Origin of the sequence: Flavobacterium maritimum (assembly GCF_040049085.1) — a bacterium.
Classification (GTDB): Bacteria; Bacteroidota; Bacteroidia; order Flavobacteriales; family Flavobacteriaceae; genus Flavobacterium; species Flavobacterium maritimum.
The window spans coordinates 103880-118072 of record NZ_JBDLZY010000008.1 but is presented as its reverse complement, the minus strand read 5'-3'; the positions used below and the strand labels follow the sequence as shown (position 1 = coordinate 118072).

14 protein-coding genes are annotated in these 14193 nt (G+C 33.9%); 4 read left to right on the top strand and 10 right to left on the bottom strand.

From position 1 onward, the window contains the following. Positions 1-123: 123 nt before the first annotated feature. From ABEB23_RS17090 to ABEB23_RS17045, 10 genes are all read right to left on the bottom strand, one after another. Positions 124-1386 (bottom strand): efflux RND transporter permease subunit, encoded by a 1263-nt coding sequence (locus ABEB23_RS17090; protein ID WP_348813891.1) that lies wholly within the window; start codon positions 1384-1386, stop codon positions 124-126. Between the two features lie 60 nt (positions 1387-1446). Continuing rightward, the gene (locus ABEB23_RS17085) at positions 1447-2001 is read right to left on the bottom strand and encodes an AAA family ATPase (RefSeq protein ID WP_348813890.1); all 555 of its coding nucleotides are present in this window, start codon (positions 1999-2001) and stop codon (positions 1447-1449) included. Positions 2002-2026: 25 nt separating this feature from the next. Continuing rightward, a complete protein-coding gene (locus ABEB23_RS17080) occupies positions 2027-2392 on the bottom strand; it encodes a hypothetical protein (RefSeq protein ID WP_348813889.1) in 366 nt (121 codons plus the stop codon). Beyond that, positions 2392-5016, bottom strand: coding sequence for a cation-translocating P-type ATPase (locus tag ABEB23_RS17075; RefSeq protein WP_348813888.1), 2625 nt, complete (start codon positions 5014-5016; stop codon positions 2392-2394). The genes ABEB23_RS17080 and ABEB23_RS17075 overlap by 1 nt, the downstream gene beginning before the upstream one ends. 357 nt (positions 5017-5373) lie before the next feature. Next, on the bottom strand, positions 5374-6192 hold the full coding sequence (locus ABEB23_RS17070) for a heavy metal-binding domain-containing protein (protein ID WP_348813887.1): 819 nt from the start codon (positions 6190-6192) through the stop codon (positions 5374-5376). 407 nt (positions 6193-6599) lie between these two features. Continuing rightward, positions 6600-6968 carry a hypothetical protein gene (locus ABEB23_RS17065; protein ID WP_348813886.1) on the bottom strand — a complete coding sequence of 123 codons (369 nt, stop codon included), beginning with the start codon at positions 6966-6968 and terminating at the stop codon, positions 6600-6602. A 460-nt stretch (positions 6969-7428) separates the two neighbouring features. Then, positions 7429-8694 (bottom strand): relaxase/mobilization nuclease domain-containing protein, encoded by a 1266-nt coding sequence (locus tag ABEB23_RS17060; RefSeq protein ID WP_348813885.1) that lies wholly within the window; start codon positions 8692-8694, stop codon positions 7429-7431. Then, positions 8679-9071, bottom strand: a complete 393-nt coding sequence (locus ABEB23_RS17055; protein ID WP_348813884.1) for a plasmid mobilization protein — start codon at positions 9069-9071, stop codon at positions 8679-8681. The genes ABEB23_RS17060 and ABEB23_RS17055 overlap by 16 nt, the downstream gene beginning before the upstream one ends. Before the next feature lie 230 nt (positions 9072-9301). Beyond that, positions 9302-10201, bottom strand: coding sequence for a DUF8464 domain-containing protein (locus ABEB23_RS17050; protein ID WP_348813883.1), 900 nt, complete (start codon positions 10199-10201; stop codon positions 9302-9304). A gap of 162 nt (positions 10202-10363) precedes the next feature. Continuing rightward, complete coding sequence (locus ABEB23_RS17045; protein WP_348813882.1) at positions 10364-10780, bottom strand: helix-turn-helix domain-containing protein; 417 nt, start codon at positions 10778-10780, stop codon at positions 10364-10366. Positions 10781-10951: 171 nt separating this feature from the next. On the opposite strand from ABEB23_RS17045, the gene ABEB23_RS17040 reads away from it, so the two are divergent. From ABEB23_RS17040 to ABEB23_RS17025, 4 genes are all read left to right on the top strand, one after another. Beyond that, positions 10952-11800 (top strand): hypothetical protein, encoded by an 849-nt coding sequence (locus ABEB23_RS17040; RefSeq protein ID WP_348813881.1) that lies wholly within the window; start codon positions 10952-10954, stop codon positions 11798-11800. Positions 11801-11804: 4 nt separating this feature from the next. Beyond that, entirely contained in the window at positions 11805-12158 is a 354-nt protein-coding gene (locus tag ABEB23_RS17035; protein ID WP_348813880.1) for a hypothetical protein, read from the top strand. A gap of 149 nt (positions 12159-12307) precedes the next feature. Next, complete coding sequence (locus tag ABEB23_RS17030) at positions 12308-12577, top strand: hypothetical protein (RefSeq protein WP_348813879.1); 270 nt, start codon at positions 12308-12310, stop codon at positions 12575-12577. Positions 12578-12581: 4 nt separating this feature from the next. Beyond that, the coding region (locus tag ABEB23_RS17025) for a recombinase family protein (protein ID WP_348813878.1) at positions 12582-14193 on the top strand (1612 nt) is incomplete at its 3' end.

Sequence of the window (14193 nt, the reverse complement as noted above, 5' to 3'; positions counted from 1 at the left end):
ACTGAATGAGACCAATGTAATCAGTATGGAATTAAACACAGCTTTTCCAATAAGCTTAGAAGATGCTTCAATTTTCTCTTCTCTTTCTTCGTTTGTTACCATTTGGTTTAGTTTTAAAAAAAATTAATCTTCTTCTCCGCTGATTGATTTCATTGCGTTTTCAACCATAACAATTCCGGCGTCCACTAAATCACCAACAGCAAGTGCAACACCCGCAAGCGACATTATATTTGAGGTGATGTTAAACCAGCTCATCATAATGAATGAGATAAGAACAGATATTGGAATTGTAATAACGACTATCAAAGCACTTCTTACATGAAGCAAAAAGATAAATAGTACGATGGCGACAACTATAATTTCTTCTATTACTGCTTCCTTTAATGTACTTATAGTAGCATCAATTAGATCTGCACGGTCATAAGCCGTTTTAAATTTTACTCCCGGAGGCAAACCTTTTTCGATATCCGGTAATTTTTCCTTAATTCTTTCTATTACATCTTTTGCATTTTCTCCGTAACGCATCACTACAATTCCACCTACTTTTTCTCCTTCACCATTCTCATCAATGATGCCTAGTCTTAATTCTCCACCCATTTGAACAGCAGCGACGTCTTTTATTCTGACAGGAACCGAGTTAATAGTTTTAAGCGGAATATTTTCAATTTCTTTTATGTTTTTGATATACCCCGATCCTTTAATGATATACCCAATGTCTGATTGCTCAAATTTTCTGCCGCCTACATCATTATTGTTTTTTTTAATTTTTTCTGCTACCTCCATTAATGGAATGTTATGATAACGAAGTTTATTAGGGTCAATTATCACTTGGTATTGTCTTTGGAAACCACCAAAAGAAGCCACTTCACTGACACCATCAACGGTCTGTAAAGCAAAACGCACGTACCAATCCTGTAAGGCGCGAAGTTCTCCCAAATCATAGCCGGGAGCATCTAAAGTATACCAATAAACGTGACCCAATCCTGTTCCGTCTGGGCCAAGTGTTGGTATAATGCCTTCCGGCAAAAGTCGTTGGGCATAATTTAATCGTTCTAAAACTCTTGTTCTTGCCCAGTAAATATCTGTATCATCGTCAAAAATAACGAAGACAAAGCTCATCCCGAACATACTATTGGCCCGTATATTTTTTACTTTGGGAATCCCCTGTAAATTGCTCACTAGAGGATAGGTAATCTGATCTTCGATGATTTGCGGATTCCGTCCCATCCATTCGGTAAAAATGATGACTTGATTCTCTGACAAATCCGGAATAGCATCAACGGGTGTGTTTTTTACAGCATAAATGCCGTAAGCAGTAACTCCAGCTGCAATAAGCAAAACAATTATCCGGTTTTTAAGTGCCCAGGTTATGAAATAATTTATCATTATTATTTTCTTTTAGTCTAAATTTTAACTTGAAACAAGTTTTATTATTTACATTGATTACTAAAGATTTTTCAATATAAAATCTACCCGATCTTCTGCCGGAAGTACTGGAACATGTACAACGGGAAAAGGCAAGGATTCATAAACTTCGGTTATCAGTGCATGGATTTTTTTTTGTGCTTCTGCATTTTCATTTCTGGCATAATCATTTTTTAAGGGAAGAGAATCCATAATAAAAACTTTTCTATAGGAAACATTTCTTAATGCATTTGTTAATTTGTCATCTACAGAAAGATTTAAAAAACGATAATAGGCAAGCGCATCAGGAATTGCCCTGTCAAGAAAAACCTGGACGTGTGGTGCAATTTCTTTTTCTTGCTCAATCTGCATATCTAAAACGCCCAGCTGAAATTCCCGTTGGTTTTTTCTAACCTCTTCAATTGTTTTTCCTTTTAGCCTTTGTGTGTCAAGAAAATGTCGCGCATGCTCCATAGTCGTAATATAACCTCGTTCTCGAAGTATATTAACGGTGGTTGTCTTACCCGAACTTGGTCCCCCTGTTATAACATACCAATTGGTTTGCCTTGAATGATTATTGATGATAACTTTTTCCATTTAAATACTGTAATTATTGTCCCTATTACGATTTAAAGTTTATTTTCTTTAATTCAATCCACGTCCAAATTCCACCCAATCCATCTACAATTCCAAAAGATAAAAAATGCCAATCCGCTTTGTCTGTTACAATCAAGAAAATGATTACCAGTGGGGCGCAAAATCTTGTATGCATAGTGTATCGAGCAAAATCAATATTTCCGTTTATAGCAGATCGTAAATAATAGTATGAAGAACAGATTAATACAAAACCAAGTAAGTGAAGCCACGGTTCTTTAGAGATACGGAAACCCACTATAGGCAATACAAGATTTGCAAAAAATAGCAAAACGATTCCCATTGACAAAGAATACAAACCAAAAACGAAAATGCTTTTATTTACGCTGTTCATTATTGTGCAATTTTTAGTTTTTTACCAATCTGAATTATTATTAATGAAACCACACTTGCTCCAATTGAAATAAGCCAATCATTAATAGACAGGTTATAAAGTGTTAATACTTTTCTCATTGGTTCAATATTGTAAATGCCAACCAAAATGAATAATGAAAGTATAATTGCTCCCCAAACATATTTGCTCCGGATTATCTCTGATTTGAAAAATGAGTAATTACTCCCCATATTCAGTACGTGAAGAAGCTGTGAAAAGATTAGCGTAAAAAATAATATATTGTTACAAAGTTCCGGGTTCCATGTTTCCGTTTTGTGAAATGTATAATGACTAAAAAAAACTGCGCCTATACTACTAGCTCCAATAACAATTGAATAAAAGAAAATATTAATCCATCTTTTTCTATCAATAATAGGTTCTTCAATGTTCCTTGGTGGTTTTTGCATCATATCAAGGCTGCCTTCCGTTACTCCCAAAGCAAGGGCGGGCAAAACATCTGTAATAAGATTTATAAAAAGAATTTGAATAGGGAATAATTGGAAATGAAAGCTAAATACCGATGCAGTTGCAATCACTAATAACTCGCTTAAATTACAGGAGAGGAGGAAAATTACAAACTTTCGTATGTTCTCAAAAATAATACGGCCTTGTCTAATGGCTGTTACAATAGATGAAAAAGAATCGTCCTTTAGTACCATATCTGCCATCTCTTGAGAAACTTGTGTTCCTCTTAACCCCATTGCAATTCCGATATCGGCTTTTTTTAATGCAGGGGCATCGTTCACACCATCACCGGTCATTCCAACAATATTCTTTCTTTCTTGTAAAACAGAAATAAGATCCAGTTTTTGTTTAGGGCTTACTCTTGCAAAAACTTTTGTATCCAACCAATTTGATTTTTCCTGTTCTGTCAAATGTTCGTAATCGTTCATTTCTTTCCCAACCATTGCTTTAAAGTTATCATTGCTTGCAATACCAAGTTCAAGAGCAATATTTTTAGCAGTGGCAGGATGATCCCCGGTTACCATTATTACATTTATCCCCGCTGTTTTACATTCCTCGATCGCATCAAATACTTCTTCTCTTGGTGGGTCAATCATTCCAAACAATCCGACAAACACAAGGTTTGCAGCGATATCTCTGCCTGAAGAAGCTGCAGGATTATATGCGCCACCAATTACCTTTAATCCTGAATTACCAAGATCTTCGGCTTTTTTCAACCAAACCTCTTTTTTTTCAGTCGTCAGTTCTGTGATACCTTCTGCTTCTAAAATGCGATTACAACGCATCAGTAATTCTTCTGTAGCTCCTTTAGCATAAGATATAAGTTCTTCTTCAGACTGATGGAGCGTAGCCATTATTCTGGTTTCGGAAGAAAAAGGTTCTTCTTTTATTTTAGGAAACTGGATTCTGCAATCCTGAATATTAAAATTGTTTTTCAGAGCAAATTTGAGCAATCCGATTTCAAGAGGGTCTCCAATTTCTTTAACAGCACCATCGTTGTTTTGTAACTCCGCTGTATTACATAAAACAGCTATTCGAATAATAATTTCTAAAGCTTTGGTATTATTAGCAGATGTTATAATTGTATTGACTTCTATTTTATTTTGCGTAAGTGTACCTGTTTTATCAGTACATATTACATTGGTTCCACCAAGTGTTTCAACAGCCGAAAGTTTTTTTACAATCACGTTGTGTTTTGCCATTTTCATCATTCCCTGTGCCAATGCCATTGTAGCCACTATAGGCAATCCTTCTGGTATAGCTGCAACAGCAAGCGCAATGGAAGTCTGAAGCATTTCAAGTAATTTTTGCCCGTTCAAAAGTCCTCCAATAAAGATTACAATTACCAATGCTACTGTTATCCAAATCAATTTTTTGCTAAAATCTTGCAGCTTCTTTTCTAATGGTGTAGCAGCTTGTTCTGCTGTTTGTAGCATTTGTGCGATTTTTCCAAGTTCGGTATCCATTCCGGTTTCCGTAACTACCAGATAACCGTTGCCTTTTGTAGCATAAGTTCCCTTATAGAGTGTGTTATTTCGTTCAGCTAGAGTAGTGTCTGTTTCCAATTTTTCTATTTGTTTTTCAACAGGAACAGATTCGCCTGTTAATGCCGATTCGTCAATCTGCATTTGTGAGGCATAAAAAATTCTACCATCTGCAGGAATCATATCTCCAGCTTCAATGTAAATCACATCGCCGGGAACAATACCTTCGGCATTTATTTCTTCCAATTTTTTATTCCTCAGTACTTTGGCGGGTACGGCAGATAATTTTTTTAGCGCATTCATGGAACGTCTTGCCTGGAACTCCATGTAAAATCCAATAAGCGCATTACTAAGTATGACTATAAGAATGGCAATACCATCCACCCATTCTCCAAAATAAAAAGATAAACCAGCAGCAAAAACAAGTAGCCATACAATTGGACTTTTAAATTGATCTAGAAAAATTAGCCAAAGGCTCTTGTCTGTTTTCTCTTCAATTTTATTAGTTCCATATTCTTTCAAGCGTTTCTCAACTTGAGATGAAGATAATCCGCTTTCACCATCAGACTGTAAAGCAGCAATCACTGCTTCGGGGTCTATTAAATATGGAATACTATTTAGTTTAATGCTTCCCATTGGATAAATTGATTACAAAGCTGACGGATTTCCTTCAAGCATTGATTTAATTTGGGAAAATTCTATTCCAGCCTAATTATATAGCAATTTCCCTTTGTACAACGCTGTAGTATTTTTCTAATAATTGTTTTTTTTAATTTCATTTACACCCATTGTGATACAAAACCCAAAAGAATGTTCATCATTTAAGCAATGGGGTCAGGGAATCTTTTCCTATTGATTTAACTGCCCGCAGAACATTCTTTTGTATTTTAGAATATGATTATTCGGGTTAATTGTAATTAAAAAGTCACATCCTCTTTTGTTTAGATATGAATTAAGTTTAACTAAATTAGTAATTTAAAAGTTATCTGAGGATTATTTATTACTTTTCTTACTAGTCATTTCTTTACCACATTTAGGACATTTTCCGGGTTTGTCAGAAGTAGAGCCATCTTCTTTACATACATATTTAGTCACAGTTTCTACACCTGCCTGACTTCCTTTTACAGCATGTTTGTATTTTTTTTCGGTAGTTTTTACCATTTCCATACCACATTTGGCACATTTTCCAGGGTCCGAACTCACTTCATTCGGATGCATTGGGCATGTGTATGTTGTTTCTTGAACCTCAGTTTTGGTCATATCCATACCGCATTTAGGACATTTTCCTGGTTTGTCAGAAGTTGTACTATCCATTTTACATACATATTTAGTCACAGTTTCAACACCTGCCTGACTTCCTTTTACAGCATGTTTATATTTTTTTTCGGTAGTTTTTACCATTTCCATACCACATTTGGCACATTTTCCAGGGTCCGAACTCACTTCATTTGGATGCATTGGGCATGTGTACGTTGCTTTTTCGACTTCGGTTTTAATCAGATCATTACCGCATTTAGGACATTTTCCAGGCTTGTCTGAAGTAGTATTATCCATTTTGCAAACATATTTAGTCACAGTTTCAACTCCCGCCTGACTTCCCTTTACAGCATGTTTGTATTTTTTTTCGGTAGTTTTTATCATTTCCATGCCACATTTGGCACATTTTCCAGGGTCTGAACTCACTTCACCAGGGTGCATGGGGCAAGTGTAAGTTGCTTTTTGAGCTTCCTTTTGTGGTTGTGGAACCTCTTGAGCTTTCGCCAATGGATTTACTGCTAAGAATACGCTTAGTACGATAATTAGTGTTTTCATTTTTCATTTTTTTAAAATTTAAACTTGATTATTTCAGATATTGTATAATGATTCTCAAATTAGAGAATCACATTAATGGTTTATAATTGTTTATGTTAAATCAACCTGCTTTTGTAAATGGCTAAAATTGATAATAGTTAGTTTTTTAGTCTCTTTAATCCATGCATTCGCAATCCCAACAGAAAACAATATGGTCATTGCAATCAATGTTTTTGTAATTTATTTGATAGCCACTTTTTTTAAAAAATAAAGTGTTTACCAATATTGTTTTTGAAAGGCTCTAAATAGAAGAACTAAATAATAGTAATTAAACTAATATTTAATAATTGTAATTAGTAAGAAAAATAATTGATTTTAAAATAAAATTACTCGCGATTTGACATAAGTATGGCTGTCAAAATTGGAATTCAGCTTATTTTTGGTATAAGCCAAATAGAATAGAAACCAGAAGAAACGAAGGTTTCTGATTGATAAAATGTTAGTTTTTTGGTAGAAAAACTGAAATTATTGTTTTTGTAATCAATATCAAAAGTATTGATGATACTAAACTGAAGAATTGAAACGGCTGTACAGGCAAAATGTCCACATTTACCTTGACATTCTTTTTTGCAATTTTTGCATTTATCGCAACATGATTCTTTTTCTGTTTTGGGGATTGTTTCTTTTTTGCAACAGTTTTTTTCAGTTTTAATTTTATTTCTTCCACACGCAAAGCCATTACATGGCATCAAGAAAATGCCAAGGGTAATGATTAATATTATGTGAATTTTTTTCATTTGTACACTACAAATATTCATATAAAGTTAGCTAAATTATATGAATAACATCGCGAAAAATTTTAAATAAATATATCAGCAAAGTTTTGGTTTGATTTCCGGTTTTATGGTCGTTTTCATTTACGATATCGGGTGTTTTTTTTATTAGTTTAATAACAGAAAGGGTTCTCCGTCCTTTTATTACTCATCCTACTTTTGGTCTAAAAAATTATTTTAATTTTTATTGGATTGTGAACGCGGTGTATTCGAAAATTGAGAAACTATTTATTGTTAATTAGGCCTTATAGTATGGCAATGTATTAAATTACTCCTAATTTAAAAAACAGTAAATAACAATGGACCGTAAAAGGATTTAATTGGGGTTAGGGTAGGATTCGTTTCTTTTTTGGGATAAAAAATAATTTCTTTTTTATCCCAAAAATTAACGGATTTATACTGTTAGATTCCCTTTTAAATTATCTCATAGTCCTTTTCTCTTTTTCTTTTTTCTTTTGTTTTTTAATTGATTAGGCATAAAATCTGAAGAATATTCAGCCCGTAAAAGCATATCCAATGCCTTAACCAAATCAGGAATAGTAAGAGTATCTTTTTGTTGTTGAAGGTTATCAATCAACGATTCTTTAGAAGGAAGTTTTTCATAAATCTGATTCCTTTTTTCTTCACAAGCAATCTTTAGTCCACAACGTTCCTCGATGGCTTTGGCACTGTATTGTTTCCCTAGATTACTTCCGTTGAAAATGTTTTTTGTTGTATGGTCAATATAAGTAACGCCATAAAGCTGACCTTGGGAGCTTCTTCTAAACACAGTGTGAATACCTTCTTTTTCCAATAGCTTTGCCAGTTCGCTTATGGATATTACATGATCTCTTAGCAGAGTCTTGTCAATGATGTTTTTTACTCTTAATTTGTCTGGAACTTTTCTAATTTCATTTCCCTTAAATTTTTCTTCCAAGAATTTCAAAGTCGGTTTGAAATAAAAATCACTTGCCTTTATAGGTACTCCAATTGGCTTTCCTTGTTCGTCCAATATTCGATACACTAATCCATTTGCTAAAAAGATTTTTGAGTTCTCACTACCGCGGTCAGCAAAAACATTATATTGTTTTAGCACTGCATTAAGTTCAGGAAGGCTCGAGTATTTATACTCATTCAAAACCTCATTTAAAACATTTGTTAAGGCTTTCTTTGATTCAATCCTGCCATACCTAACCTTACCCATTGAAATTGGTGTCAGATTAAATTCTTCTTTCTTTTTTCGTCCTTCTGCTTTTACTAGGCCAAATAATTCCTCAATTTCTTTTCTTGCGGGTTCTGATTTTCTTATGCCTAAATGGTGCAGGTCAATCCGTTTGCCGTCTCTTTCGATATTTATAGACACGACATGAACGTGCGGGTGTCCCGCATCATGATGTTGGTACACCAAATAAGGTTGTTTTCCGAAGCCTATTTTCTCCATATAGGTATCAGTAATGGCCATCAGTTTTTCTGTAGAATGTTTTTCGGACGGGTCAAAATTTAGGGAAATATGCACGCTGTTCCGTTTAGCATTTTCGTTTAATTCAAGTCGTTTCATAAAGCGGTTTAGCTTTATGGTATCACTCATTTTGTCTACATCAACGGGATAATTACCCGCACCGATGCATTCTGCTACTCCCGCCTTAACCTTATTCTCATTGTAGTTTAAAATACTGCGGATGGAATGGCTTGTTTTTATGATTGTAACCATTTGTCCGTGATTTTTTGCATGTGATTTTGAATATCATTTACCTTGTTGGAAAGGATTCTTTTCTCCAATTCGTAACGTACAATCCACTGTTTGAATTCGGGAATTTGTTGCAGGGTGTGCATCTTTTTTACAACCTGATTTACATTGTTTCCGATAGCACTTAGCTCATTGCGGAGTACTACCGTTTCTTCCATAAAATCATCCAATGACTGATTTCTGTAGTGGGTTGTAATAGGTTTGTCAAATAGGTGTTTACGAACATAGTCACTCAACTTACGGCAAGTACTGGCTTTCCATTTATGTTCAATTTTTGTGTATTCTTCGGGTGTCAAGCGCAGTGTGATTCTGCGTGTTCTGTTTGAATTTTCTCTTTCCATCATCTTTCATTTTCATTGTTTATCAAACTCTTTTATCCTTTTAGTGTCTCCACCGTCGAGTTCCGAGGCATAGGGTGGCCAGATCCGGTTGTCCGACAACCGTTCATCTGGCCGTTACAGGAACGTTGTAACTTTTTAGCTTTTTATAAGTCTTCAAGGCTTTCAGTTTTTAACTGACTGCTAAAAAGGTAAAAGTTCTTGAAAATATTAAAATAAGTCGTTGGTAATTTTTATAATTTCCGTCCCAAATGTTTTTTTTGAGCTTTTTCAGGATTCATAATCCAGTCGTTAAAATCTTTATGATTTTTGTAAAGGGTACTTTCGTCTTTGTATTTTGAACTCATTGAAAGTGCACGCCTGGTACAATTTATACCTGTAGTATCCCTGTCAAGATAAAGCCGAATTTGTTTGTGGTTTTCCATAAAAGGGCGTGCTCTTTCAAAGAATGAAACGGAATTTAATACAACAAAATCCTGACCTTTTTCGGGAAGGTTTTTGGTTGTCGCTTTAAAGGATAAAAAGTCCATAAAACCTTCGAAGACCATAGCTTCTTCATTGTTATTATTTATGGTAGTAATATCCTTTGGTGAGCTGCTGGCTTTGAAATAGGGATTGCGAATTTCATACCCCCCGGAATTGTTTTTAAACCCGATTCCAAAGAAATTTTTGCTATTCATTTCATAGCGGACTTCACGACAAAATTTATTGGCAATTTCAATAGGGATTTTTCTTTGTTCAAGGTATCTTAAAAGGGAAGGGGAGACCAGTGGAAAATCTCCTAGTATTTTGATTTTATTTTCTGTAGCTATATTATAATTTGAAGGTAAAACTGTTGGCTGTTGAAGAGAAAAATTAGTGTCGAGCTTTTGCAAAAGTTCTCGAACGGAACAGTCATGATACAGTATTCCAAAATCAATCAGATTACCTCCTTTGCCCAGCCCGTGGTCAAACCATAGATTCAATTTTTGGTTGACTTTAAAAGAAGGCTCTTGTTCGTCTCGCAAAGGGGAACGATACCAATACTCCATATTTCTGATTTTTACAGGTTGGTATCCCAGTGATGAGAGATAGGCTGTCAAATCAATTTTTTTGACTTCCTGCGCTGAGAGCCTTTTTTTTCTGAAATCCATATTTGTATATTTTCAAGTTCATTATTCAGTCAGCCGAAGTTAAACAAGAAAAAAATGGGTTTACTATCATAGATATATTTTGAGTAGGATTGGACTCTTTTTTGAAATAAAAAAGCCCCGCTAAACTGCGAGGCTCTTTCACTTATGAAAACAAATTTTGTATTATTTCTTATCAGTTAATTTTTCCAAATAAGATATTTTTTCCTTTTCTGCTTCTAGTAAACGCTCGTAAAGTTTTTTGTTTTCTTCATATGCTTCTACTAATTTGTCTAAAGGATTAAAGTTGAAAATTGGAGCAAATGCTCCTTGACCATTGCTTGCGCTGTTATCATAAAAGTTGTTGAAATAATTAATCACATTTTCTTCTGTGAAATTTTTAATTGCATCGGCACTTACACCAAGAGCTTTTGCAACTTCTATTAATTTTTCTTCTTCAATTGTCTCGCTTGCTTCAATATTAGAAACTGACTGTTGACTTACTCCAATTGCGGTAGCCAATGCTTCTTGTTTCATACCTCTAAGCTCTCTGATTCGGCTAATATTTCTGCCAATATGTTTTGGTTTTGTTGCTGTGTCCATAACTCAAAGGTATTTAAAAAATTTTAGAAAAAAAGTGTTTGGTAAAAAACAAGTATGCTTTGGTAAGTTACAATTCCCATTAGTTCGGTACGGTACAATCTATTGCTTACTTGCTGTGTATTAAACAAAAATACAATTTTTCGGACATGTAACAATTAAAAAAGTAAAATTATGAAAGCAATTGACAACACAGGATTACAAATACTTAGCAATATTATTATTGAGAGTATTAGCACTAGCGGGATTTATTGTTTTGGAGAAAAAAAACAAGTCCAAGCTATTCAAAACCCATTCCAAGAATCTGCTTCCAAACAAGTAGAACACACGCATTTTTATCTATTGGTTTTCACCAATGAAAATAGCACTAATGCTGTAAATGATATTAGTGATATTATAAAAACCAAAACGGAAGGTCGTTACACGACAACTTTATTACTTCATAAAGCAACATCGGTACGTTATCTCACACCTCATAAATTATATTTTTTTCATGAGGTTTTAACCAAATGTCAAACAGTTTATGAGCATGTAAATGTTCCTCCAAATCTTGCCTTTGATGGAATTCCAAAACGCAAAGCGGATTCAATTCGCTCACATTGGAATAACCGAACTAAAATTGCACAAACTTTTTTGGAAAGCGAAAATCAAATCGATGGTTTTGATACTGAATTTGTTCAGGAATCTATGTTGCATATGGCTGTTGAACAAATTTGTCTAGGACTCATAGATGTATTTTTAGGATATCGTCCTAATCATTTTGCATTAGCATATCTTTTTGATATCTGTGAAATATTCACTTCACTAACCTCTGAAATATTTCCCAGAAAAACAGAAGAAGATAAGAAGCTATTTGATTTATTGAAGGTGCATCCAAGTTCACTGCGTTGGGCTAATTTGAAAACTTCCAGTTTTTTAAATACAGAGCTTCTAGAGCAAAGATGTAATCTTTTTTATGAAAAAGCCAATGGACTTATCGAATCAGAATTAGAACGTTTAGAAAATCTTAAATCTAATAACTAAAATCATGGAAGCGCTAAATAAAGATTCAATAACTGATTTTTTAGAATTGATGAATAAAATAAAATATTTCACAAAACTAAAATCCGATAGTAAAAAGGAGGACTTGTTTAATGTAGAAATAAAAGTATCCTGTTATAATGAATTAAATCTAATGGTGGCAGATTTAATTAAAGTTAGTATTCTGGCTTTGGATAGTGAGCCGCCTTATATTTCAGGCTCCATACGTAACCCGCAGATAAATATAATGACTTTGCTGGAAATCGCGTTACAACTGTTGCCGCATGGGGAGATCGAATTGTTAGATGAATTACACAAATTGTATTTAAAACAGGAACTTGATTCAAATTCTGAAAAGTGAAATAACAACATTCTGCGACTATCATGGCTATATTTTAAACATGATTTTGAAAAGATAACTTCCTATCTTTGATAGGAAGTGAGATTTAATGTTGAACTAAGAAAAGACCGTTTTAACGGTCTTTTGCTGTTGAAAGAAGGAGGTGCAAGATGGGAAATGAAGAAACGGATGAAAAAAGAAAAATCACTCCAAAGAAAACATTGGAAATGTTAAAGACAGTGGGGTTGGACTTAACTTTCGAACAGAGAGAAAGAATGCCTTGCGATACAAAGAAGAATGGTGAGAGTAATCTAGATAGATTAACGATCGAAGAACTAAGAAAGTGTAAGGGTTTTGATGAGGTATCAGAATCGGAGACTAATGAAATAATTGAAAGTTTATTTCAATTAGCAATAGTCGTATATAATTTAAAAGAGTAGAGTTATGGGGGTTGAAAATTTCAAAAAATTTCAAAGAGAAAAAATAATAGAAAGGGTTGAGTTAAAAGAGATTTGGGGTTATACCAGAGTTAGCTCCAAAATTCAATTAGTAAACAATAGCTTAGAAGAGCAACGAAGCGAAATAGTTCAATTTGCAAACAAAAACGGATATGCTTTGAAAAATATACTTGGAGGAACTTATGAAAGTGCTTCAGGTGATTTTACAAGAAAGGAATTCACTAAATTAATAGGTGAGGTCAAAAATGCAAAACAGAGACCTTTTGGAATTGCAATAAAATTTATTAGTAGATTTTCAAGAACTGGAGGTAATGCTATTGCGATTGTAAATGAACTGGTTGATAAGTTGGGTGTTCATTTGATTGAAACATCTTCGGGGCTTTGTACTAATGACGAATATAGTAAATTGGATATTTACAGTAAGCTTCTTGATGCCAGAAGAGAAAACATGGATAGGTTAGAAAAAACCATTCCTGGGATGAAAGCTTTACTAAAAGCTGGTAATTGGTTAGGTAAAGCTCCAAGAGGTTACACAATGCGAGGAAAGAAAGTAGCGGATTATACTCTTCTTCAAGAAACGCAGTCAATAACAATTAATGAGGAAGGTGAGATATTAAAAAAAGCTTGGAAATGGAAATTAATGGAGGAACGAGACTACGTAATAAGACAAAAACTGGAAGTTTTAGGTTTGATAATGACTAAGCAGGCTCTAAGTAGTATGTGGAGAAATCCATTCTATTGTGGAATATTGGTAAATTCATTAATTGAAGAGCCAGTAAGAGGAAACTGGGTAGGTTTAGTAAGTCAAGAAGATTTCCTGATAGTTGATAACATGCTTTCTAAAAATAAAAGGAATACAGTTAAGGAATACACCAAAAATAAAATTAATGAGTTTAGGCCCTTAACAGGTTTTCTGCGATGTGAATGTGGATGCTTACTTACAAGTTATGAGGTTCGGATAAAAAATAAACATTATTACAAATGTCAAAAGTGTAAAAATGTTAGTTTTAACGCTTCGACTACTGAAAAATCAAAAGCAGAAGGTTTGAATAACTCTTTTGAGAATTTATTATCAAATTATACACTTAACATTCGATTTATCGAACCTTTTAAATTGCAGCTAAATAAGCTCTTTGATACCATGAACACTGAAGGTAAGAGTGAAATGAAGAGTTTGCTTGCTAAGAAAAAAGATTTAGAAATGAAAATAGAGAATTTGGATAAACGATATTTTGACAACCCAAATTTTGGTGATGAAAAATATAACAGATATGTATTGCAATTTGAATCAGAATTAAAGGCAATTCAAGAACAAATGGACATGAACGAAAAAAAATTATCTAACCACAAAAAACATATCGAAAAAGTGATTGAAAAAGTTCAAAACATAAGTGTTTGTTGGGGTAGAGGGGACGTGGAAGACAAAATAAGAATTCAAAATTTAGTATTTCCAGAAGGTTTGTCAATTAGGGCAGAAAATAGGGAGTATCTAACCAAAAAAGTGAATGGTATTTTTTACTTAATCGCAGTGATGACAGGTGCTAAGGAAGGTATTGAAAATAAAAAAACCCGTCAAAATGTTGATGGGTTTCTCTCAG